Source organism: Citrobacter enshiensis, assembly GCF_029338175.1.
In the GTDB taxonomy this organism is placed as follows: domain Bacteria; phylum Pseudomonadota; class Gammaproteobacteria; order Enterobacterales; family Enterobacteriaceae; genus Citrobacter_D; species Citrobacter_D enshiensis.
In genome coordinates this window covers 4,190,751-4,212,772 of record NZ_CP119862.1, presented here as the reverse complement: position 1 = coordinate 4,212,772, position 22,022 = coordinate 4,190,751, and the positions used below count along the sequence as shown (strand labels likewise).

The 22,022-nt window shown below is 51.5% G+C and carries 21 protein-coding genes; 11 read left to right on the top strand and 10 right to left on the bottom strand.

Annotated features, from left to right (window positions below; translation table 11 throughout):
• Positions 1-2: 2 nt before the first annotated feature.
• From P2W74_RS20050 to P2W74_RS20035, 4 genes are read left to right on the top strand one after another with little or no spacing between them, the layout of a single operon-like run.
• Positions 3-323 carry a hypothetical protein gene (locus tag P2W74_RS20050; protein WP_276292951.1) on the top strand — a complete coding sequence of 107 codons (321 nt, stop codon included), beginning with the start codon at positions 3-5 and terminating at the stop codon, positions 321-323.
• A complete protein-coding gene (locus P2W74_RS20045) occupies positions 311-1,126 on the top strand; it encodes an MbnB/TglH/ChrH family RiPP precursor modification enzyme (RefSeq protein ID WP_276292950.1) in 816 nt (271 codons plus the stop codon). The genes P2W74_RS20050 and P2W74_RS20045 overlap by 13 nt, the downstream gene beginning before the upstream one ends.
• A 12-nt stretch (positions 1,127-1,138) precedes the next feature.
• Complete coding sequence (locus P2W74_RS20040) at positions 1,139-1,870, top strand: HvfC/BufC family peptide modification chaperone (RefSeq protein ID WP_276292949.1); 732 nt, start codon at positions 1,139-1,141, stop codon at positions 1,868-1,870.
• Between the two features lie 4 nt (positions 1,871-1,874).
• Positions 1,875-2,495 carry an HvfX family Cu-binding RiPP maturation protein gene (locus P2W74_RS20035; RefSeq protein ID WP_276292948.1) on the top strand — a complete coding sequence of 207 codons (621 nt, stop codon included), beginning with the start codon at positions 1,875-1,877 and terminating at the stop codon, positions 2,493-2,495.
• 125 nt (positions 2,496-2,620) lie between these two features.
• On the opposite strand, the gene P2W74_RS20030 is transcribed toward P2W74_RS20035, so the two are convergent.
• The 3 genes from P2W74_RS20030 to P2W74_RS20020 form a co-directional block, all read right to left on the bottom strand.
• On the bottom strand, positions 2,621-3,874 hold the full coding sequence (locus P2W74_RS20030; protein ID WP_276292947.1) for an MFS transporter: 1,254 nt from the start codon (positions 3,872-3,874) through the stop codon (positions 2,621-2,623).
• 132 nt (positions 3,875-4,006) lie between these two features.
• Positions 4,007-4,963 carry a sugar phosphate isomerase/epimerase family protein gene (locus P2W74_RS20025; RefSeq protein WP_276292946.1) on the bottom strand — a complete coding sequence of 319 codons (957 nt, stop codon included), beginning with the start codon at positions 4,961-4,963 and terminating at the stop codon, positions 4,007-4,009.
• 8 nt (positions 4,964-4,971) lie between these two features.
• A complete protein-coding gene (locus P2W74_RS20020) occupies positions 4,972-5,625 on the bottom strand; it encodes a UTRA domain-containing protein (RefSeq protein WP_276292945.1) in 654 nt (217 codons plus the stop codon).
• A gap of 1,090 nt (positions 5,626-6,715) precedes the next feature.
• Between P2W74_RS20020 and P2W74_RS20015 the strand changes: the two genes are divergently transcribed.
• From P2W74_RS20015 to cuyB, 4 genes are all read left to right on the top strand, one after another.
• Positions 6,716-8,086 (top strand): tyrosine phenol-lyase, encoded by a 1,371-nt coding sequence (locus P2W74_RS20015; RefSeq protein WP_203359064.1) that lies wholly within the window; start codon positions 6,716-6,718, stop codon positions 8,084-8,086.
• A gap of 184 nt (positions 8,087-8,270) precedes the next feature.
• Positions 8,271-9,533, top strand: a complete 1,263-nt coding sequence (locus P2W74_RS20010) for an aromatic amino acid transporter (RefSeq protein WP_276292944.1) — start codon at positions 8,271-8,273, stop codon at positions 9,531-9,533.
• Positions 9,534-9,558: 25 nt separating this feature from the next.
• Positions 9,559-9,693 (top strand): hypothetical protein, encoded by a 135-nt coding sequence (locus P2W74_RS20005; RefSeq protein WP_276292943.1) that lies wholly within the window; start codon positions 9,559-9,561, stop codon positions 9,691-9,693.
• Between the two features lie 335 nt (positions 9,694-10,028).
• Complete coding sequence (gene cuyB, locus P2W74_RS20000) at positions 10,029-10,763, top strand: cysteate racemase (protein WP_276292942.1); 735 nt, start codon at positions 10,029-10,031, stop codon at positions 10,761-10,763.
• 7 nt (positions 10,764-10,770) lie between these two features.
• Here cuyB and hypT read toward each other — a convergent pair whose 3' ends face one another.
• The 5 genes from hypT to P2W74_RS19975 form a co-directional block, all read right to left on the bottom strand.
• Positions 10,771-11,679 carry a hypochlorite stress DNA-binding transcriptional regulator HypT gene (gene hypT / locus P2W74_RS19995; RefSeq protein WP_276292941.1) on the bottom strand — a complete coding sequence of 303 codons (909 nt, stop codon included), beginning with the start codon at positions 11,677-11,679 and terminating at the stop codon, positions 10,771-10,773.
• Positions 11,680-11,747: 68 nt separating this feature from the next.
• Positions 11,748-12,914, bottom strand: a complete 1,167-nt coding sequence (gene iadA / locus P2W74_RS19990; RefSeq protein WP_276292940.1) for a beta-aspartyl-peptidase — start codon at positions 12,912-12,914, stop codon at positions 11,748-11,750.
• A gap of 12 nt (positions 12,915-12,926) precedes the next feature.
• Positions 12,927-13,388, bottom strand: coding sequence for a YjiG family protein (locus tag P2W74_RS19985; RefSeq protein ID WP_276292939.1), 462 nt, complete (start codon positions 13,386-13,388; stop codon positions 12,927-12,929).
• Positions 13,385-14,071, bottom strand: coding sequence for a nucleoside recognition domain-containing protein (locus P2W74_RS19980; protein WP_276292938.1), 687 nt, complete (start codon positions 14,069-14,071; stop codon positions 13,385-13,387). Before P2W74_RS19980 ends, P2W74_RS19985 begins: the two co-directional genes overlap by 4 nt.
• Before the next feature lie 184 nt (positions 14,072-14,255).
• Positions 14,256-15,419 carry an MFS transporter gene (locus P2W74_RS19975; RefSeq protein ID WP_276292937.1) on the bottom strand — a complete coding sequence of 388 codons (1,164 nt, stop codon included), beginning with the start codon at positions 15,417-15,419 and terminating at the stop codon, positions 14,256-14,258.
• A gap of 247 nt (positions 15,420-15,666) precedes the next feature.
• On the opposite strand from P2W74_RS19975, the gene P2W74_RS19970 reads away from it, so the two are divergent.
• From P2W74_RS19970 to bglB, 3 genes are all read left to right on the top strand, one after another.
• Positions 15,667-17,340: a hypothetical protein gene (locus P2W74_RS19970; RefSeq protein ID WP_276292936.1), complete on the top strand. Its 1,674-nt coding sequence runs from the start codon at positions 15,667-15,669 to the stop codon at positions 17,338-17,340.
• Positions 17,341-17,581: 241 nt separating this feature from the next.
• On the top strand, positions 17,582-18,739 hold the full coding sequence (locus tag P2W74_RS19965) for a hypothetical protein (protein ID WP_276292935.1): 1,158 nt from the start codon (positions 17,582-17,584) through the stop codon (positions 18,737-18,739).
• A complete protein-coding gene (gene bglB, locus P2W74_RS19960) occupies positions 18,736-19,818 on the top strand; it encodes a beta-galactosidase BglB (protein ID WP_276292934.1) in 1,083 nt (360 codons plus the stop codon). Before P2W74_RS19965 ends, bglB begins: the two co-directional genes overlap by 4 nt.
• Positions 19,819-19,923: 105 nt before the next feature.
• On the opposite strand, the gene P2W74_RS19955 is transcribed toward bglB, so the two are convergent.
• Both P2W74_RS19955 and P2W74_RS19950 read right to left on the bottom strand, forming a co-directional pair.
• Positions 19,924-21,204, bottom strand: a complete 1,281-nt coding sequence (locus tag P2W74_RS19955) for a DUF445 domain-containing protein (protein ID WP_276292933.1) — start codon at positions 21,202-21,204, stop codon at positions 19,924-19,926.
• Positions 21,205-21,434: 230 nt separating this feature from the next.
• Positions 21,435-21,965 carry an NlpC/P60 family protein gene (locus tag P2W74_RS19950; protein ID WP_276292932.1) on the bottom strand — a complete coding sequence of 177 codons (531 nt, stop codon included), beginning with the start codon at positions 21,963-21,965 and terminating at the stop codon, positions 21,435-21,437.
• Between the last annotated feature and the right edge of the window lie 57 nt (positions 21,966-22,022).

Below are 22,022 nucleotides of genomic sequence, written 5' to 3'. Positions count from 1 at the left end.
CGATGAAAAAAGATATTGTGCTGTCAATCGTCGTGGGTTCCATGGTGGCCGCAGGAATGGTTAACCCCGCCAGTGCGACAGAGGCGAGCGGCAACGCCAGTCAGGTGCAGAATAAAGCGCCAACCAGCAGCGGTAAATGTGCCAGTGGTAAATGCGGTACTGAGAAGATCTATAGTCAGGCGACGCTTAAGCATGACCCTCAGGATCAACTGGTGCGCGCCAGAGACGGTAAATGTGGTCTGACGGGTGAAGGGATGAATAAGCCGGAATCTTCCCAACTGGCGAACGCTGAAAAATGTGTCAGTGGCGTATGTGGGAAATAACTTCAAAGGGAGCCGGGATCGGGCTGCGCGGCGAGCATATTGCGGCACTGCTGCAACAACCCCGCCGTCAGGATATCGACTTTCTCGAACTGGCCCCAGATAACTGGATGAATATCGGCGGTGCGAAGAAAGAACAGTTAGCAGACATCAGCAAAAAATATCCGTTAATTGCGCACGGACTGAGTTTATCCATTGGCGATAGTTGCCCATTAAATGAAGAGTACATTAATGATGTTCGCCGTTTTCTTGACGAATACCATATTGATATTTACAGCGATCATTTATGTTTTTCCCGCGATCGCCAGGGTTATCTCTACGATTTGTTGCCCGTACCCGGTTTTACCGAGGTGTTGCCTTATTTAGTCGCGCGCATTGACCAGGTGCAAAATATGACGGGGCGGCAACTGGTTCTTGAGAATATCTCCACTTATCACCGCTACGCCGGTGAAATGCCGGAGGCGGAATTTTGGGGCGAGCTGCTCAACCTGAGCGGTTGTGGGATGCTGCTGGATATTAATAACGTCTTTGTGAATGCCTGTAATCATGGGTTTGATGCCTTTGAGTATATTCGCAGCATTCCATCGTCGTCGATTATCTATTACCACATCGCAGGCCATCTGGAGTATGAGGAGTTCCGCCTCGATACCCACGGAATGCCAGTACTGGAGGATGTATTAATACTGGCAAAACAGACCGTGCGGTTTCATGGCGCGAGACCTTTGCTGCTGGAACGCGATAACAACGTTCCACCACTGGCGGCGTTATGTGCGGAATTAACGCAAATCAGGGAATACCTTTTATAAAAGCGAGTGCCTGTGACAACACATTATCTAGCACCTGCATCGTTGGTCGAGATGGAGGCAACGTTTTCTGCCCAGCTTCGCGCCAGAGCAACCGCGAGTGAAACCTGTTCACGCGGTATGTCGCTGTACCGGAAAATTGTCAGAGAAAATATTGGCGGCGTGTTGCAACACGTTTTTCCTTTATTTTGCCAGCGTATCAAAGACGTGGATATTCAGGATCTGACGGATGCTTTTCTCCATCAGCATCAGGCCAGCCAACCGGAATTTCATCAGGTGGCGACAGAGTTACTGCTTTTTATGCGTCAGCAACGTCAGCTGTCGCCTCACGATTTGGCGCTGATCGAGTATGAATGGCTGATGTACGCCGTGGAAATCGATGACAGTAATGTTCCACCTCCTCTGAAAATGTCGCGGCCGTTGGCACAGACTGGCGACGTGGAGGTGGCGCGAAATCCCACGCTGAAAATAGTGGCCTTACCGTTTCGGATCCACGAGGGAGAGCCTTGTTACGAGAATGAAGAGTGCCTGAATTATTATGCGCTCTATCGGAAACATAATAATGCGCTGTACCAGAAGAGGCTCAGCCAGGTTGACGTGCAGCTGTTATCCGCGATTAACCAGCAGATCATTTCAGCCGAACGATTGCTAAATAGTGCCTCACTTTTTTTAGACGATTTTTCTTTGCGCTCGTGGCTGGAAACCAACAATAACGACGAACTTTTGTCTTTAAAATACAAAGGGTGATGCTATGTTGATAAACGTAATTTCGTGGTACAAGCTCGTTATATCAAAAATAAAGAAAGCAGATTTTATTGCGCTGCTGCTTATCCGCCTTTTTTTAATTCCGGTGATTTTTGCTGGCGCACACTCAAAGGTCATGGGATTTAGCGGAACGGTGGCGTGGTTTGCGCAACCGACAGCAGAAGGCGGGCTGGGACTACCATTTCCCTGGCTGCTGGCGTTTCTGGCTACGTCTACTGAAGTGCTGGGGTTGATTTGCATTACGCTGGGGCTTTTCACACGAATTATCGCCATCCCAATGATCGTCGTGATGAGCGTCGCCAGCCTGATGGTTCACTGGTCGCACGGTTGGCTGGCTATCGCCAGTAATAGCATGGAATCCAGTCAGCGAATGACAGCGTTTCTCCAGTGGTTGATGGAAAACTTCCCCGGTCGGTATAACTATATTACGCAACTGGGCGATCCGATTATCCTGAACAACGGTATTGAATTCTCTGCCACTTATTTCATCATGCTGTTAGTTCTGCTGATCTACGGTGGCGGAAAATATGTCAGCGTGGACTATTGGCTGACAAAAGCGACACCCGTCTGGCGTAATCAGAAAAGCAATACGGCTCTGAAATCCTAAAACGATGCCGTATTTTTGAGGGGAGAAATGGCAGCAGGATGACCCGGCTGCCATTTTTAAGCATAAAACTAACGACCCTTACTTTCTTTTTTACGTTCAGGGAAGAAAAGTCATCGATAACTCAATTATGCTGACGTTGCTTCTAACGCCATTTTTTGTTGCTTAATCCTTCTGGCCAGAAGAGTGGAGCACACGAAGCCCAGCAGGCTGAATACCACCATCACGCTGAAGACATAGTTATAGCCGGTAATGCCTTTGAAGTTATCCAGAAGCGAGCCATACAGGGTGTAGGCAAACATCGCTGGCATGTAGCCGATGATGCAACCAAATGCCATCGCAGAACCACTGTACTGGCGTGAGATGCCGATCTCATCCATTGGCGCAAAGAAAATAGCACGCTGGGAGAAGATAATGGCGCCAAAGCCTAACGTCACCGCCATCCCGACATACACATTCATAGACTCGTGAGGCAACTGAATGAAGAGGAGCATGGCAATCGCCGCGATCAGGAACGTCCATTTCAGATAGACCGTTGGAGATTTCGTGACTTTATCGGCAAGGAATCCGCCAATCGGGCCACCGACCATTTTTAACGCATACTGGTTAATGATACCGTACGCCCCAACAAGGGCTACCGGCAGCATGTAGATATCCTTTAAGAAAGGGATGAAGTAGGTTAATCCACAGTAGGCGGCGTACACAAAGAAGATGCCAAATGCGGCCAGCCACACGTTAGCGCAGGTCAGAACATGTTTGATGCCCTTGAGAACTTCCAGATTTGCACTGCTGTTATCGCGAGCGGTGACTTTGTCATCATCCCCCACAATGAAATAGGTAATAACACCGACGGTGAGCGTGATTACCGTGTAGAAAAGCAGACCCGCCTGCATACCTGCTTTACCTTCGCCGAACTGCACAAAAATAAACAAGGCACCGGAGGCGACAATCACATCCACAACCCCACGGCCGGCTTCCAGGAAACCAAACATTCGTCCCTGTTCTTCCTGTTTCCCCAGCAGGCGTACGGCTTTCAACAATACGGGCCAGAAAATGACATCACCAAAGAAGGCCATTGCCGCAAAACAGAGCAGATAACCGGTGAATGAAGGCAGTGTGGATAAATACAATCCACAGAGTCCAACGCCAATCAACCCAAAGGGTAAGAGTATTTTCTTGGAATAACGGTCAGCAATATAAAGGGAAAGAAACAGCCCTGTTGTCTGGATAATGGTATATACAGTAAAGCCAAGACCAATTTGTGTGTTGGTTAAACCCCAGTCACTTTGCATCGGGACGTAAAATACATCCTTCATGCTGGAAAGTTTAAATATCGTTCCACCACCGAGGACTAAAAAGCACAGTCGTGCCCACTTGTTCATGAACATAGTTATACCTTCACTTACTTAAAAGCATAGAGGGAATAACCTTCCATATCCGCTATTGATAAATATCAAAGCGATAAGAAAGTTGATGTAATTATCGTTGTGTGAGATTAATTTATAATATTTAAATTAATTTTCGTTAATAAACTTATTGCATATGTTTCTGACATAGTGAATTTGTTCTATTGCGTGTTCTGATTCCTGAGCAAGGCGCGCATCAACCTTATCAGCATCAGGTAATGGTGTATAACTCGCGGTTCTCCAGGGGATCCATGGGTTATCTCCCTCATCGTCGAAGCGGAAGGCGGGAGCAAAGTAATCGACTTCTTCCTCAAGACCGAAAGATATTACCTGCGGCTTGTCTTCTCCCAGCAGTAATAATGCTCTGATCATCTCTTCCATGGGCAAATCCCCATGCCCGGAGCGGCACGCTTCATGTGCCCAGCCGGAACCATCCTGGATGATTTTGGCATCTTTTACATGCACTTGCGTTATATACGGCGCCATGACGTTCAGGGCGTCGAGCGGCTTTTCATTGGCATTAATCATATTGCCGAAGTCGAAAAGTATTGAAAGGTTCTTCATCCCGCTCTGTTTTACTAAGCTGACCAGTTCCTCTCCCTTCAGATCTTCATGCTGCTCTATCGTGAATGTTAAGCCGCAATCATCAAACTGAGATAAATATTGTATATCTAACGCTATCTTTTCCATGACGTCTTGCAGATGCCCCTCATAGCGAGGGTAAAAACGAACGGATGAAGCGCCTGTTGCCCGGGCAATCCTGATGGCATCGTCCAGCGTTTTTTTATCTGATGCGCTGGTTTCAATGTTAACATCCAGCCCGTAGTCTTCTGCTTTTTTCCTGAAATCAAATAACTGATGGTCACTCAACATTTGTAAGGCCTGAGTTTCACCATCCTCTACATGAATCTTCACACCCTGTAATTGATGCTGATGCGCAATATCCAGTAGATCACCTGGCAGAATCCGTTCGTACCGCATATTTAAATGAAATGCATAGGCATGTAAATATAGGGGAATATTGCTGGCTCGCTCAGCGAGACATACCCTTTCTGTTGTTTTCATTTTTACCCTCATTCATCTTTGATATAGAGTTCAACGGACTCCAGTCTCCAGTACTCAAAGTCAACCTGAACCACTCTTTTTTCTCGTGTTGCCCGGTGTTTTTCGACCAGAATGACGAAAGAGTTCGGAGCTACGCCCAACTCTTTGCATGCCTGGTCCGGTATTTTTACGGGTTTAAATACCATGCTTTTTATACTCAGGAACTGACTGAATTCTCTTTCCCAGACTTCGGCAAATGACTGGTTGTTGATTTTATTAACGAAACCAGGGGCAAAGTCAGCGTCAATGTAGGACTCGTGATAAAAAACCTTATGTCCGTCAAGACCACACCAGCCGGTGATGAGATAGCTGCTGGTATTTTCTGAGAACGCCTTCACCACACTGGGAGGAGGCGCTTCGCATAATTCTTCTTCCAGATACCCCCAAAACGGAAGTCGCCCTTGGGCGCGGGCTTCGGCATTAAAGCTGGACTGCGCTTTTGGGTTATAGATGAAACGCTTGGGCGCAATAAACCAGCCGCTACGATTTTTCCTGAAGATGATGGATGCCACCTCCAGCTCCAGTAACACTTGTCTCAGCGTCATCCTGCGGGTATCCAGCAATTCACAGAGCTCCCGCTCTGAAGGAAGTCGTGAACCCGCCGCCAGATTTGTCTCAGACAACCACCTTTCCAGGCGCTCCCGGATGATATCTACATAGCTTTTGTCTTTCATGTTCACCAATCTGGTATAAACCAATTTTTCGCTACGTTAAGGTATTTGGGCTAAACAGCAAGTTTTTTCGCCAATGCGGGTTAAATTTTGTGTTCTTTATCGCAAATAATTTGATGTGCACTCATTTGAAATACGTCTTATTGGTGATTTCGTTGGCATGTAAAATAAAACGACGATCTTTGGTTTCGCGCATGCTGATTTTGTTGTTGTTATTTTGTTAATTATTTTGTTTTTCTAAAGTCAGGTGAACGGATAAAGAGGGATCGTTATGAAATAGTAAACTGTTCGGAGAGTGGGATTATTTAGCGTACAGAGATTTGCGGAGTGGAAGAGTAACAACACCCTTGTACAATGATAAATAGCTGTATGCATCATCAGGAATAAGCAATGAACTCAGGAAGGATATAAACTATAATCGACGCCTTTAAATATATTTTAAGAAAATAAGAGTGTCGGAAAATAGACATTGCACTCCATTAAGAACCATTCCCGCTAATTACCTCACGCGCCAAATTTGGTATTGCAAAATCATTGCAGAAAAATGTGATTCAGGTCTCTGAAGTAAATTGTGATTTCTGAAAGTACGCTGTTTTGTACAAATTACTTTACGCTTTTGGTGATATTAATCACAGAATTAGCGGCGGAGGGTGATCGTAATCCCACAATCTCCACTCTCAAAAATAGAGAATGTGAGCTGAAAAGGGGCTGGAAAGTTATGTTTTCAGTTCTTTCTCACTTTTACAGCGTCTGGAGGGAAGTTGCAATTCATTGTGTGGTAAATAACTTGTTGAATATGAAAAACTAAGAAAAGAACGTGTGATTTATATCACACGTATTTACACTTCTCTTTATCATTTGAAATGATTAATACTGTTGAGGCTATTTTCTTCAGTAATTAAATCTTGCATAGTGCCATCACATTATTTTTCCCCTTGGTTAAGGCGGCGAATAGTTATATCTCTTCAGCGTCTGTTGATGAGATAAGGATGCTTTACTTCACATTAATACGAACATGATCACTGTTTACTGGAGAAACAAAATGAATTATCCGGCAGAACCCTTCCGTATTAAAAGCGTTGAAACTGTATCTATGATCTCGCGTGATGAGCGCATTCAGAAAATGCAGGAAGCGGGTTACAATACTTTCCTGTTAAACTCGAAAGATATCTATATCGACCTGCTGACAGACAGTGGCACCAACGCGATGAGCGATAAGCAGTGGGCCGGTATGATGATCGGTGATGAAGCTTATGCGGGTAGCGAAAACTTCTATCATCTGGAAAGAACAGTTCGGGAACTGTTTGGTTTTAAACATATTGTGCCTACTCACCAGGGGCGTGGCGCAGAAAACCTACTGTCAATACTGGCAATTAAACCGGGACAGTATGTCGCCGGGAACATGTATTTCACTACGACGCGTTATCACCAGGAAAAAAATGGTGCGATCTTTGTCGATATCGTACGTGACGAAGCGCACGATGCAGGTCTGAATATCGCATTTAAAGGTGATATTGATCTTAATAAACTGCAAAAATTGATTGATGAAAAAGGCGCAGAAAATATTGCCTATATTTGCCTGGCAGTCACGGTTAACCTCGCGGGCGGTCAACCTGTTTCTATGGCGAATATGCGCGCCGTCAGAGAATTAACTCAGGCTCATGGTATTAAAGTGTTCTACGATGCGACCCGTTGCGTAGAGAACGCCTATTTCATTAAAGAGCAGGAGCAAGGGTTCGAGAATACCAGCATCAAAGATATCGTGCATGAAATGTTCAGTTATGCTGATGGTTGCACCATGAGCGGCAAAAAAGACTGTCTGGTGAATATCGGCGGTTTCCTGTGCATGAACGACGATGAAATGTTCTCCGAGGCCAAAGAACTGGTGGTAGTTTACGAAGGGATGCCATCTTACGGCGGCCTTGCGGGTCGTGATATGGAAGCCATGGCTATTGGTCTGCGTGAATCCATGCAGTTCGAATACATCGAGCACCGTGTTAAGCAGGTTCGCTACCTGGGCGATAAGCTGAAGGCGGCGGGTGTGCCAATTGTTGAGCCGATCGGCGGTCATGCGGTGTTCCTGGACGCGCGTCGTTTCTGTGAGCATCTGACGCAAGATGAGTTCCCGGCGCAAAGTCTGGCAGCCAGCATTTTCGTGGAAACCGGCGTTCGCAGTATGGAGCGCGGTATTATCTCTGCCGGTCGCAGCAAAGAGACCGGTGAGAACCACCGTCCAAAACTGGAAACGGTGCGTCTGACGATCCCACGCCGTGTTTACACCTACGCACATATGGATGTGGTGGCCGACGGTATTATCAAACTGTACCAGCATAAAGAAGATATTCGTGGGCTTAAGTTCATTTATGAGCCTAAGCAGTTACGCTTCTTCACTGCGCGTTTTGACTATATTTAATTGTTCATGGCCCCAGGAAACTGGGGCCTTTTTGTTTTTATTTTCACAGAACAGGAAGCCTTTACCGTATCGGCGATACTTTGCTGACTAATAAAAATGCAAACCTGACTTCAACACGTTCATTATCCGAAGATGTACAAATGACAGCCGTAATTATAAATAATAGTCAACAGGAACATTTACTATGGATATTAATGCCATTGAACGACAGAGTACCCCCGGATTAATTAGCGGCACAATGCTTGTCATTGCGACCGTGGTGGGAGGGGGGATGTTTTCTCTTCCTATTGCGATGGCAGGTGTATGGTTTCCCGGCGCTTCTGTCATTCTGATTGTTATTGCCATCATGATGTTGTTAACCGGTCTGATGTTGGTTGAGGTTAACCTTCACTATGGCGCTGGAGCCAGTTTTAATACGTTTACCCAGGATTTACTGGGACAAAAGTGGAATGTTGTCGTTGGGATTGCCTTCGGTTTTGTGTTGTATATTTTAACCTACGCCTATATCTCCGGTTCCTCGGCGGTGATGGCGCAAACCGTATTCAAATATAGTGGTGTTCGTTTCCCTGCGAATATTTCGGTGGTCCTTGTCAGCATGCTGGTCGGCGTGATCGCGTGGTACAGCTCGTTGTTGGTCGGGAGAATTACAACCGTTCTGATCATCGGTAAGTTTTTGGCGTTTTTTGCCACCTTCTCCGGGTTGGTTGGTCATATTGACACGGCAAAACTGGTCGATAGCGTCGGGATCGCGCTACCGAATGCGCAATACCTTCCGTACATTCTGATGACGCTGCCGTTTTGTATTATCTCTTTTGGTTTTCATGGCAACGTTCCGAGTCTGGTCAAGTTTTACGGAACGCAAGGTATACCCCACATTACGCGCTCCATTATCATCGGTACGCTCTTTGCCGTGCTGCTGTATATCTTTTGGCTGGCGGTCACGATGGGGAATATCAGTCGCGCAGACTTTCCTCCCATCATTGCCAAAGGGGGGAATATCGATGTGTTTGTGGAAGCCATTAGCGGGTTATTTACCAGCCGGTATATGGACGTGATCCTGACCTTCTTCGGTAATTTCGCCGTTGCCAGTTCACTGTTGGCGGCCACGTTGGGTCTGTTTGATTATATTGCCGATCTGTTTCACTTCCCGGATGACAATATCGGGCGTTTGAAAACCGCGCTGGTGACCTATTTCCCGCCCGCCGCCGTGTGCTTCTTCTTCCCGAATGGCTTCGTGCATGCGATTGGTTATGCGGGACTGGCGTTTACCATCTGGAGCGTGATCTTGCCTCCTATTCTGGTTAAAGCCGCGCGTAAGCGTTTTGCTACGGCGCAATACACCTCTCCTTGTAACAATACGGTGCTGAATCTGGTGATTGTGGGTGGAGGTATTGTCTATCTGACGGTCGTTCTGGATGTTTTTGGCTTGCTGCCGACATTCCGTTAGGTCTTCAGGCAAGAAAGGAGTCGCTATGTTTCTGACATTGCTCAGGTGGCAGCATCCGCTGGTATATCGTTATGCCTGGCTACGGATGTGGGTGGTGGTGTTAAGAACATCCGGATTGCGTAAACGCAAAGAAGGGAAAGGGAATCAGGCCTGTCGGTGACAGGCCTGCCTGGTTTTACACCCGGAAGTAGCCTGGTGGGAGCAGCATTGCGAACGCGTCGATTCTTCTCACCATCTTTTTCCAGAACAACATAACAACAATCCTCTATTTGAAACATCGGCGCTATTTTATGCTGCTCTGGAGACGCTTAAAAGATAGCCTTGGCGTTCTCTCTTTTGTGAGGGTGTAAAGCTTTTTGTTCACAGTGGCAACAGATCGCCGCCGGGATGAGGGGGCTATGATTTTTACGCATAGCCGCTAATAAAACGGCATTTTTTACCTAAACATCATGCTGATAGTGTGTTTCTGAACTCAAGCTAAGCAATGAGAAAGCGATGAAACATACGATTGGGATCTTAGGTGGAATGGGGCCAGCAGCGACGGCGGATATGCTGGAAAAGTTTGTTTACTTACGCGATGCCAGCTGCGATCAGCAGCATATCCCGCTGATTGTGAGCTCCATTCCGGATATTCCCGATCGCACGGCCTGTTTATTATCCGGCGGTCCTTCACCCTATCACTATCTTGAGCGTTATCTGCATATGCTGGAAGAGGCGGGGGCGGAATGTATCGTGATCCCCTGCAATACCGCGCATTACTGGTTTGAGGATCTGCGGGCCGTGGCAAAGGCTGAGATGATCAGCATTCTGGATGCGACTCTTGGCGAAATTCCTCCGTCGGTCAAACGCGTGGGTCTGTTGGCGACGAACGCCACACTGGCGACAGGGCTGTATCAGAAGAAAGCGACGGCGCAGGGACTCACTCTGATCCCGCCGGAAGATTCGGGGCAGGAACAGGTGATGCAGGCCATTTATGCCCTGAAAAGCGGCGATAAACCGGCGGCAGAAAAGCTGCTGCTTCCGCAAATCGAGCGGCTGATTTCCCGTGGTGCGCAGAGGATAATCATGGGGTGTACTGAAATTCCACTGATCGTGTCCGGGCATGAGGACGTCGCGGGTTGCCGCTTTATCGACTCGACTGCGTCACTGGTACGTGCCGCCATTCGTTGGTATGAGTCCAGGTCGGATACGCAGACAGCGCTGGTGCCGGAACAGTTTGCTCATGCCTGAATGACGTTCAGGGGACGGCGTGAAGGTTGTGCAGTTCCCGCCAGAAACGTTCCGCTAAGGGGTTCATGCGCGTGTCCATGCGGTACGCGTAAGCCTGGATAGGAATCACCAGCGCGTCGTTGTCCAGCACGATCAACTGTCCGCTGCTGAGCTCCTGGCGAATGGCATACTCCGGCAGCCAGGCGATGCCGCAGCCGTCTAGCGCGACCTGCTTTAACAACTCACTCATTGAAGAGACAAAAAACGTGCTGAAACTGAGCTCGGCGTGGCGGGTCAGCGTGCGGTTTATCAGCCTGCCCATATAGGAGTTACGGCTATAGTTCAGCAAGGGGAAGTGAGGCTGGTCAAGGGTATAGCGTGGTTGCCCCTGTTCGTTGCAGGCACAGACGGGAAAGAGTTGCGACTCGAACAAACGAATGTTGGCAAACGGCGCCTGCAGCAGATTTTCGTCGTGATAAGAAAAGATAAAATCGCTTTGTCCTTCCCGCAGCATATCAACCGCCTGATCGACATCGATCGCCTCAACCGACCAGGTAAACTGCGTTGGCATCGCTCTGACAACGCCCGGCAACAGGCCGAGGGAAAGCGAGTGCGCCGCGGCAACTTTGATTTTACGCAGCGTAAAATCGCTGCCGCCCCGCAGCTCCGTCAGGTTACTTTCCAGTTGTTGCAGCAGATGACGAATTTGAGAATGAAAGATTTTTCCCTGCTCAGAGAGCTGTAGCGGAGAGATCTGGCGATTAAACAGTTCGACGCCCACGGCACTTTCCAGCGCGCGAATCCGACGACTAAACGCTGGCTGTGAGACATTACGGATGATCGCTGCCTGAGAGAAGTTTCGGCACTTTTCCAGAGTCAGAAAATCATAAAGCCATTTTGTTTCAATGTTATGCAAACCTGCACCACTCTCGTCCATTCCTGTTTACCTGTCAGCCGCTCGTTTGCGCATTCTACGTTCATTCGAACGGCTGACAACCTTTCGACTTACTCAAACGTCCCTTTTACGCAGGCTTTACCGTCTACGACCATCCGTTTCCCATGCGCGTAAACCTGCTCAATGCGCAGTTCCGGCGTCATCACCAGCAGGTCGGCATCGTGACCGGGGAGGATTTCACCTTTACCGGAAAGGCTCAGGAACGTTGCCACGCTGGTGGTGAGAGGGCGCAGCGCGTCCGTCAGCGTAAAACCGTAGTCGTTGACCAGCGCGTGCAAGGTTTGCAGCAAACTGTCGAAACCGGCAACGCCAATGCCCGTCAGATTGCCCGCCGCGTCAAACAGCGGTTGGCTGCCGTTGCCATCAGAACTGAGCGTGACCTGTGCAAGCGGTACGCCCGCTTTCACCGCGCGCGCGATCCCCTCTGGTGGCGTCACCGGGCCGGGAATGCCGCTGGTGATATCGATAGTGCCGCCGTTGAGCGCGAAGGTCAGCGCCTGATCGAACAGATATTCGCTGCGGTTCACGTGGGTAGGGAGCAGTTTGCCCATCGGCACATCGCTGTTTTCCAGAATGTCATACAGCGGTTGCAGCCCTTTTTTGCTGCTGCCCATATGGAACACGCTGACGCCGGGCTTCCCGCCGAGCAGTCCGCCAACGCGTGATTCCGCTGCCATATTGGCCAGTTGATAATCGCCTGGCGCGGCAGAGCGATGATCGGAGACCGCGCATTTCACGCCGATAACGCGATCGATCAGCGCCACATCTTTCTCCACGGAACCGGTGATGGTCGGCGAAGGAACATGATAAGCGCCGGTCAGCATCCAGGCGGTGATCCCTTCTTCATTCAGCGCCCGGGTTTTTGCCAGCAGGGATTCCGGATGACGGGTGACGGAGTCGGTGCCCAGCAAGCCTACCACCGTGGTGATCCCCGCTTCGGTGAGACGGCTCAGCGTGACTTCCGGCGTCCGGGTGGTGGGGCCGGCTTCACCGCCGCCGCCAATCAAATGAACGTGCTGATCGATAAAACCCGGGCACAGAATGCGCCCGCGTAAATCAATGACCGTACAGTCCGGGACAATGTCTGTCGGGATAGCGGTATCAACGGCAATGATCTTGCCGTTGGCCAGCAGCACGTCGCAAATTCCCCGGTCTTCTGGCGCAAACAGATGCGCCCCCTGCAGCAGAGTAAAATCTGCAGCGGATAAATCAGACATGATGACTCCTTACTAAACAATAAGCTGCATAACCCAGATCGAAAGCAATGCGTTGATAGCGCACACCGCGATGATATGGGGATAGTATTTGGCATTCACTTCGGCAGTGCCGAGGCAGCGACCGACGTTCTGTACCGGGTTACCCATCAGATAGATGGCCGGGAGCAGAACGGTGACGTCGTGGCCGCTTAAGGCTCCGGCCGTGAGCAGGCTTGCAGAGACGCCGACGGCACCGCCCATGCTCATCAGCGAGGCCAACAGAACGGTTGCCGCTTCGCCGGGCAGTCCCCACAGCGCCATAACCGGCTGGCAGATTTGCCCCACCAGGTCGAGTAAGCCCGTAATTTTTAAGGCCTGAATTATCACGAACGCCATGACAACGTTAGGCAGCAGGTTGGTGGTGGCGATGGTAAAACCGCGACGGGCGCCATCGATAAACATGTCCATGACGTTTTTGCGTACTTGAGTGGTCATGATTGCGCTCCTTGCAGAGGGTGACGACGTTCTTCAACGTTAATCCAGATTCGCAGCAGGTTAGCGCCGACAAATTTAAAGACCAGGATCACCGCCAGCGGGACGATAACGGAGGTGCCGAGAAACGCGAACACGGCGGCACCAGAGGAAAAATAGTTAGTGATAATGGCGCTGCCGCTGGTCTGGTATGCCGCAAAAATGACTTTATCTCGTTCGGTGATTTCACCTTCCTGCGCAAGCTCTTTGGTCATACCGGCTGCGGCATCGGTGTTTTGCAGGTTAGCGATCAACGCCAGTGAGCAAATACCGGGAATACCGAGCAGTGGTTTGAGGATCGGGGTCATCAGTTGTTGAGCCGCACGCAGACCGCCCAGACCGTCGGTAATAGCAATGATGCCCAGAGAGAGAATGACCGACGGGGCGAGTTCCAGCGCGAACAGAAAGCCATCTTTTGCCCCTGTGCCACCCGCACCGCGAAATGACGTGGTGGCGTGCCCTGCACTGCCGGGAAGTTGACCAAACGCGCCGTTCAGCACGCTAAAATCAAAAACGCGCCACCATCCATCACTCCCGGAAAAAACACCCGAAAAGAAAATGATGGTCAGAAAAAATGCCAGATACCCTTTAATCCCAACCCTTTCCGTTGCAAGCGGTATGGCCGCTTGTTCCCCTTGTTGCGCCATCGTGAACCCCGTTATTTTTTTTGATGATGTGTGTTTGTAGCAACAGGCCACGTCGGGCCCGAAACTGAATGACCTTATCAGTCATGGGGAAAAGGGGAAAATGCAAGTATGTTTCGAGCTATGCGTTTCTTGCATAGCTGGTGGGGAGGGGGAAGGTATTGATCCGTTTACGTCGGGGCTGGCGCTACCGTTTATACAGCTGCATTGCGCTGATTGTTGCTGCGAGGAACAACGCCGCGGCGCCCCACAGGGTGGCGTGAGTCAGCGCCTCGGAACCACTGCCCAGCATGCTGGTTAACATCGGACCGACGATCTGGCCGATGCCGTAGGTCAGCGTCACGACGCCTAACAGATTGATGTTGCCCGGAACGCTCAACTGGCGCGCCAGAGGCATCACCAGAGAGGTCGTACCCATAAAGGTGGCACCAAAGCCGATGCTGCTCACGATAAGCAGTAGCGGCGCGTCGCTGGCGAGGGTCAGCATAACGCAGACGCCCTGAATAATCAGATTCGCCGTCAGGCATTGCAACACCCCCCAACGTTTTGCCGCCCATAACCAACCGAAACAGCCCGGAATAATCGCCAGACCCACCAGTGACCAGAGATGTAAGGCGATTTGCGGTGAGCCTGCGTCACGCGCCATGAGCGGTAAATAGGTGGCGACGATGATATAGCCGAATCCGGCAAGGCCGTACAGGAGCGCCAGTTGCCACCAGCGCATGACGGGATTTCGTGCGGTCGCCAGTGGCGCAGGGGGCAGCGCGTGAGCGCGACCGGGCATCAGCCAGGCCAGCAACAGCAGTAACAGGCCGGAGAGCGCGCCTGCACCAAGCCAGAGAGCGTGAGAGGCCAACGACATCTGGATCCCGGCGATGACATACTCATTACCCAGAATAATGCCTGCGCCAACACCGGAAAAAAGAGACGCAATAACAAACGGATGGCGCGTATGGAGTAGCACAGTCATGGTGCCGAAAATCATCATTCCGGCACTGGCGACCCCCGCCAGAAAACGTATCAGCATCACCAGGGCGGGTTGCGTGAACACTGACATGGCGACGATCAGCCCTCCGGTCGCAATGGCCGAGGTCAATAGCATGGGTCGTAAACGAGAGGGAAGATGGAACAGGCCGAAGGAGAACAGCAGGCTTCCCGCCAGATAGCCGGCATAGTTAGCGCTGGCAATCCACGACAGTTGGCTGAAAGAGAAATGACCTTCCGTCAGCAGCAGCGCCAACATCGGGGTATACAGAAAGCGGCCAATCCCCATGCCCAGCGCCAACACCAGCATGCCAAAAAGCGACGTCCTGATGGAATAGCGATCCGAATCCGTGTTCCCCTGAATCATGCCGTGTTCTCTTTCCTTCTCTCATGACTATTTTGTTATCATACATAGGTAAATGATAATAAAAAGTAAAATAATTAACGCTTGCTACATCAGCGTGGCGGCATTTTCGTAAAGCGATACAACCGATTGGATCGCCCATGATAAACGCCGGTGCTGAAAGAAGGGTGATATCGTGCGGTGCCAGAGCACAAACGCTTTGTTCTATGCTATCTATACGGGCGAAAACGTGCGGTAGAGGTAAATAAAGATGTGGCAAACGCGAGCGCTGGAACTTAACAATCAGGCGTACTGGAACTGGGAAAAAGCCTGCGAACTGGTCGAATGGGCCGTAGCGCATGATTTTAATACCCTTATTGTTGGGCAGGTCGATCTGTTCGACAAACTGGTTTCCCCGAAAGGCTACACGCCGCATCAGTATAACGACCGCCTTTCCAGCCAGCAGCGCGCCCGTTGCGTCTACCTCAACCGGCTGGGAAAACTCTGTCAGCAAAAAGGGCTGCGCTTTTATCTGCAAGCCAAAGAATTTAACTTTCCAACCGACCTGCTGCTGGCGCATCCGCAACTGTTTGAACCTGGGCGCGGCGTCCGGTTTGACGTCGATTTCTGGTGCGGGTATCTCGCCGACAAAGTCTCGCTGATTTGCCAGCGTATTCCGGCGCTCACAGGCTTGCTGGTTGCGATTTCCAACACCGACGGCCTGTTGCCGGTTTCGCGTCCTAACTGGGAGTTACCGTCGGAAGACGACACGACGCAGCCCCAGCGTGACGAGCGCAGCTTTGCCATTTATAGCCGCTGTTTCAATACGTTATCTCGCGTAATGCAGGCAGAAAACAAGCATCTGGTGCTGCGCGTATTCCCTGCCGGAAACCACGATCTCGGCAATGTGCTGGCGGCGATCCGCCCGTTGCCGGAGAGCGTCAGCGTCTCCATCAAACTCACGCCAGAGCGGTTCTGGCCCTCTTTTCCCAACAACCCGGCGCTGTTGCAGGTCCGCGAACGTGAAGTGTGGGCCGACATCGATCTGGTCGGCGAGGAAGTCGGCTGGGGCGTTTTCCCGTTCCCGCGTATCAATGAGTTGCAGGGAAGATTGTTGTGGTGTCGCAGCAATCCGGCGATTCGTGGCGCGGTATGTAAAGCCAGCTGGGAAGGCGTCGATAACCACTGGATTATGGGCACCCTGAGCGCCTGTAATCTGGTGGCGTGTAGCCGGATGCTGGCCAGTAGCGGAACGCACTATAGTGAAGCGCAACTGATGACCTGGTGGCTGGATGAAACCTACGGCTGGCGCCCCGACGAGAAAACGTTTGAAACGTTCTGTTCGCTGATGGAACAGGCGGGGCAGGTGCTGTACAAGGCCACCTACGTGCGTGACCATGTTTTTCACCGCCACAGCCAGGTGCCGGAAAGCTACGGTCAGGCGGTCTGGAGTTTGTACGGGCAGCTTAACCGTAACCACTGGTTACCTGGCTCGGAGCGGGACATCACCTTCGATCGCAGCGATGTAGAAACATCTGCCGCCTGCCTCTCCCGTATTGCCAGCGAAAAAGACGAAGCCCGGGAGGCCGCGACAGCGCTGCGCGAGCAGGCGCTGAGTTTTGCGCAAACGGCGGCCTTCCCTTACGCGCTAAAACGCCGCTGGCTGGAGGAATGGCAAGGGTTTGCACTCTACTGCCACCTGTTTTTACATGCTCAGAAAGCCTTTTTCACCCTGCGTTTTGCCCACGAAGCGGAGAATAGCTGGAGCATGCGCGAGATCTGCCAGATCAACATTCAGGAGCTGTACCGTAGCGCGGCTGAGCTGGAAGATTACTGTGCAAAACACGCTGATGCGTCGCCGGGTCTGCACATATTGTTTGACGCTTCGCGGGTGCGGTCGCTGGCAGACAGCCTGAGCGAAGAACTTAAAATCCTGAAAGGGTAATTTTTATGTGATGCAGATCACGCAAATAGGGTGAGTTTCAAATTTAGCGTGATCTGCATCACACTGTATTGCCATCATCCTCAATAAAGCGTGATCTGAATCACTCTGCATCCCCTGGTATCCTCCGGATTGTGAGTTGTCAGGCATATCCCGATATTTGCCAAAAATGGTTGCTCGCCTCAAAAATCAAACCCGCTGAAAATATCGCCCATCGCATGAATCCTGCTGGAGTTGAGCAAATATGTCACAGGGTGACTGGAAATTGGTACAGGGAGACGCACTGACGCGTTTCCTGTTTTCAGCGGCAAAAACAGAACGCTTTGCCGAGTTTTACACGGGCGAAGGGGCAGACCCGGCGACCAGTGAATCATTTTGTCGCGACGTGTTTCGCCAAAACCTGGCCCAGCGCGCGGTCGATCCCGCTGTGGCCCTGACCTGCAATGAAGCCGTTATTGCCGACGAACTTGGCGTGGTCTCTTTCCCTAACTTCCGCCCGCTGCCGTTTCACGTTCAGCGCTGGCTGGCGATTGATCTTTACGCGCCGTCCACCGGGACCTTCGCGTTTCGTCTGGGCACCTGCGGCGGGGTGCGAGTCTGGTGTGAGGAGACTCAGGTCGCTTGCTTCACGCCGTTTACGCGCAACCTTATGCAGCATACCGACGTTGAAATCCCGTTACGCGCAGGCAAAAACAGTCTGCTGATCCATCTGGATGAGCTGGCGGAGCGCGAATTGATCTGCTCTCTGCAGATGATCTATCTGGGCGCGGAAGCGCTGAGCGCGGCGTTTCCCCACACTCAGGTGCTGGCTGAACATCAATGCGCGTCCCAGCATCCGGTGGTTTCCCATACCAACGTCTGCGCCAGCCACCTGTTGACGCTGATGCAACAGCGCGAATACGGACCGCAGGCGGAAGCGCTGCTGTACAGCGCCCTCAAGCACATCAGCGCGCGCGAAGAGGCTTCAGTGTTCTCCGTGCTGCCACTGCTGCAAATCTGGCGTTGCCACCAGGGCGAATACTTTTCTGAGGTGCTGTTCCGCCGCATAAAATCCACGCTGATGGGCTACCGCTACTGGCGGGATGAGCGCGGATGCGACGCCATGCGTTTCGACACCGAGAATCACGCGCTGGCTTTTCATGCGGCGCAGTATCTGGCGGGGCAGTGCTTCCCTGACGAGTTGTTTATCGCTTCGTGCCGCAAAGGGCGCGAGCAGCAGGCGATCGCCAAAGCGCGGCTGGAAAACTGGCTGAGCGTGGTTGAAGCGCAGGGGCTGGCTGAATTGAATGCAATCGTAAGCTATCCCGTTGATTATCGAGGGCTGTCTGCTCTCGCCCTCATGGCAGACGATGCGAGCCTGCGCGATCGTGCGGGTAAACTGATTAAAGGAGTCCAGGCATGAATCGTGATGCACTGATGGGAACGTTGGATCAGGTGGTTCGCGGATTTTGCCGTCTGAAAAACCTTGATGAAGTAGGCACCAGCGACGGATTTTCGATCCACTTCGAAGAGTGGGAGTGGGAGATCGGCGTGGGGCTGTACGGTTTCTGGCGTTTTGCGGATTTCCAGCAGGACACGGCGCTGCAACAGTCGATCCTCACCTGGTATGAAACACAGATCGGCAAAGGCTTGCCGGAGATGCAGATCAACACCACGGCGCCGATGATCGCACTGGCGCTGGTGGCGAAACATCATCAACGCCAGGATCTGTTGGCCGTCGTCAACGACTGGGCGGATGCGCTCCTGCGTGATTTGCCGAAAACGGAAGAGGGCGGTTTTCAGCATGTGGTGAAAGAGCAGGCCAATACCGGCCAGCTGTGGGATGACACGCTGTTTATGACCTGTCTGTTTCTGGGCGTCGCGGGTATTGCGCTGAAACGCCAGGATCTGATTGATGAAGCGGGATACCAGTTCCTGCTGCACACGCGTTATCTCAGCGATCCGGCGAGCGGGCTGTGGTATCACGGCTGGACGTTTGTCGATAAACACCATTACGCCGGGGCGTTCTGGGCGCGGGGCAACGCGTGGATCACCGTGGCGATCCCAGAGTTTATCGAACTGATGGGCGAGCATCTCGACACCAGCGTGCGGCGTTTTCTGTCGCAGGTGGTGGCGCGCCAGGTACGCACGCTCTGCGAACTGCAGGCCGACAACGGCATGTGGCATACGGTGCTCGACGATCCGCTGTCACCGCAGGAATCATCAGCAACGGCAGGCATTGCCTACGGTATGCTGCGCGGCGTGCGGATGGGGATTCTGGATGATTCAGTCAGCGCCAGCGCGCTGCGCGCGTTCGACGCCGTGATGGCGCGGATCGACGACGGCGGTCTGGTGCTGGAAGCTTCACGCGGGACGATGCTCGGCTGGGATATCCAGTATTACTGTGACATCGCGATAGCGCCGGTGCCTTATGCGCAGGCGCTCACCATGCTGCTGTTGCTGGAAATGGACCAGGGTAACTGGCTTGAAGTAACGCGATAGCGTTTTTGCCGGATGACGGCTTCGCCTTATCCGGCCTACAGACTCGTCGCAGGGTTTTGTAGGCCGGATAAGGCATGTATGCCGCCATCCGGCAAACCGTCGGCATTAAAGGTTCGGCAGCGTCAGCAGAGACGGAATTTGCGAGAGCAGATACAGCACCAGTCCGATGGAGCCGCCGACCAGCGTGCCGTTGACGCGGATAAACTGCAAATCTTTGCCGATATTCAGCTCAATTTGCTGTGACATATCCCGCGCATCCCAGCTTTTGACCGTATCGCTGATGTGGCGCGTCAGGAACGCGGCGAACTCTGGCGCAACCTTACGTGCGGCCTGTTCCAGATGACCATTCAGCGATGCGCGCAGCGCTTCGTCGGCGACCAGCGTTTCACCAAACCACTGCCCGGCATGCGCGATCCGCTGCTTCACCCGGGAATCCTCGGCATTAATATCCGCTTTCAGCCACTGACGGACATCCCCCCACAGCTCGCCGAGATAACGGTTAAACGCCTCATCTTCTTTCAGATATGCTTTGATATTCTCTGCCCGCAACGCCATCTCCGGATCGTGTTTGAGTTTGTCGATCAACGCAAACGTTGCGCGATCGAATGCATGGCGGATCTGATGGGCGCGATCGTGGCTGATATCATCAAGTAGCGAGTTGACGGCCTCCGAAACCAGTTCGGCGCTGTGTTCTCCCAGCCATTCGGTCGGCAAAATCTTCGCTTTAAGCGGGTGTTCCGTCTCCAGCCAGCGCACGATCTGGTGGGCGATAAACGCCCGCGAGCTGTCACGCTGCAGCAGGGCGATTAGCTGGGCAATCAGCGTGTCGAGCAACTCCTGATGGCGATCGTTTTTGGTCATACTCTCCAGCATTAATGCGCTGGCGCCGGAGAGATCCACCTTATCAATGGCTTTATGCACCGCGCGCTTGATCAGTCGTTGAATGCGGGCATCGTCGGTCAGCTCCAGAAAACCGCTCATGATCTGCAACAGATGCTGCCCTATCCGCTGGGCGTTTTCCGGCTGGCTGAACCAGTTACCGAGAAGGCTGGCCGGTTCGTGGCGGCGAATCAGCGCCACCAGTGACTGGGTATCGAGAAACTTCTCCTGGACGAACTGACCAAGATTTTCGCCGATCCGGTCTTTATTACGCGGGATAATCGCCGTATGGCGAGAAATAAACGGGATCGGCACCCGACGAAACAGCGCCACCACTGCAAACCAGTCGGCCAGCGCGCCGACCATCGCGGCTTCGGCAATCGCCTTAATGCCCAGCACCCAAAAATTGGGTGGCAAAAAGAGTGTAATGACAAACGTTGCCGCAGCCATCAGCAGCAAAGAGAGCGCCAACAACTTGGCGCGTTTGAGTTCAGCGATTTTATTCATAAGGTTAAGGATAGAGGGAGGCGGGGGAAAAGTGCAAAAGGCAGCGAGGTAAGACACGCCGTTCACGATTTTAATGTGTTCATGAATCATGAACGGAAAATTATCGTGAACGCATTATTGAGCGTTGTACTTTGAAACGCGTAACGGTTGATGACAAAGCCACAGCGTGTCTGCCCCCGTTTCGTACATACCCAGCGCCGACATCGGATGCGAGGAGGGGAGTCCGTAAGCTACGAAAATCCCCGTACCGGGGCCATTCTCCTGGCGGTCAGATAATGCTCTTGCCAGTAACTGCCTGACAAATGAGAGAGCATCACGCCCCGGGAACTCGACGCATGGATAAATTGGTCGTTACCGACAAAGACACCGACATGGCGAACATTGGGCTTTGTCATAAAAAAGACCAGGTCTCCAGGTTTCAGTTGTTCCTGTTGAACGGGGTAGCCAGTATGACTCTGCTCAGCGGCGGTTCTCGGTAAATTCAGATGAGCGACGGTGTGTATCACTCTTCGGGTGAACGCCGAACAGTCAATACCATTATGACTATTTCCGCCCCAGAGATAACGGGTTCCTTTCCATTGGGCATATTCATCCATAATACGTTGCTTTAAATTCCCTTCTTTTAATATATGTGTTGGCGGAGGCGATGATTTAAAAGTAAAAACAGGATCGCTTCCCCATTCTTCAGGAATGATATTTTCGAAAGCAAAGGTGGTTGAAGAAGAAAGTACAAAAACAATAAATAAAATTAAACGAAGCATAACTCATAAATTAATTTATAGGGTCACATCCTTACATTTTGCGCAAAAGAAACCCAT

What these genes read in the sequence shown, in the direction of transcription:
- P2W74_RS20050 (WP_276292951.1), top strand. Translation starts at nt 3, where the DNA reads ATGAAAAAAGATATTGTGCTGTCAATCGTCGTGGGTTCCATGGTGGCC.
- P2W74_RS20045 (WP_276292950.1), top strand. Translation starts at nt 311, where the DNA reads ATGTGGGAAATAACTTCAAAGGGAGCCGGGATCGGGCTGCGCGGCGAG.
- P2W74_RS20035 (WP_276292948.1), top strand. Translation starts at nt 1,875, where the DNA reads ATGTTGATAAACGTAATTTCGTGGTACAAGCTCGTTATATCAAAAATA.
- P2W74_RS20030 (WP_276292947.1), bottom strand. Translation starts at nt 3,874, where the DNA reads ATGAACAAGTGGGCACGACTGTGCTTTTTAGTCCTCGGTGGTGGAACG.
- P2W74_RS20025 (WP_276292946.1), bottom strand. Translation starts at nt 4,963, where the DNA reads ATGAAAACAACAGAAAGGGTATGTCTCGCTGAGCGAGCCAGCAATATT.
- P2W74_RS20015 (WP_203359064.1), top strand. Translation starts at nt 6,716, where the DNA reads ATGAATTATCCGGCAGAACCCTTCCGTATTAAAAGCGTTGAAACTGTA.
- P2W74_RS20010 (WP_276292944.1), top strand. Translation starts at nt 8,271, where the DNA reads ATGGATATTAATGCCATTGAACGACAGAGTACCCCCGGATTAATTAGC.
- P2W74_RS20005 (WP_276292943.1), top strand. Translation starts at nt 9,559, where the DNA reads ATGTTTCTGACATTGCTCAGGTGGCAGCATCCGCTGGTATATCGTTAT.
- cuyB (WP_276292942.1), top strand. Translation starts at nt 10,029, where the DNA reads ATGAAACATACGATTGGGATCTTAGGTGGAATGGGGCCAGCAGCGACG.
- hypT (WP_276292941.1), bottom strand. Translation starts at nt 11,679, where the DNA reads ATGGACGAGAGTGGTGCAGGTTTGCATAACATTGAAACAAAATGGCTT.
- iadA (WP_276292940.1), bottom strand. Translation starts at nt 12,914, where the DNA reads ATGTCTGATTTATCCGCTGCAGATTTTACTCTGCTGCAGGGGGCGCAT.
- P2W74_RS19985 (WP_276292939.1), bottom strand. Translation starts at nt 13,388, where the DNA reads ATGACCACTCAAGTACGCAAAAACGTCATGGACATGTTTATCGATGGC.
- P2W74_RS19980 (WP_276292938.1), bottom strand. Translation starts at nt 14,071, where the DNA reads ATGGCGCAACAAGGGGAACAAGCGGCCATACCGCTTGCAACGGAAAGG.
- P2W74_RS19975 (WP_276292937.1), bottom strand. Translation starts at nt 15,419, where the DNA reads ATGATTCAGGGGAACACGGATTCGGATCGCTATTCCATCAGGACGTCG.
- P2W74_RS19970 (WP_276292936.1), top strand. Translation starts at nt 15,667, where the DNA reads ATGTGGCAAACGCGAGCGCTGGAACTTAACAATCAGGCGTACTGGAAC.
- P2W74_RS19965 (WP_276292935.1), top strand. Translation starts at nt 17,582, where the DNA reads ATGTCACAGGGTGACTGGAAATTGGTACAGGGAGACGCACTGACGCGT.
- bglB (WP_276292934.1), top strand. Translation starts at nt 18,736, where the DNA reads ATGAATCGTGATGCACTGATGGGAACGTTGGATCAGGTGGTTCGCGGA.
- P2W74_RS19955 (WP_276292933.1), bottom strand. Translation starts at nt 21,204, where the DNA reads ATGAATAAAATCGCTGAACTCAAACGCGCCAAGTTGTTGGCGCTCTCT.
- P2W74_RS19950 (WP_276292932.1), bottom strand. Translation starts at nt 21,965, where the DNA reads ATGCTTCGTTTAATTTTATTTATTGTTTTTGTACTTTCTTCTTCAACC.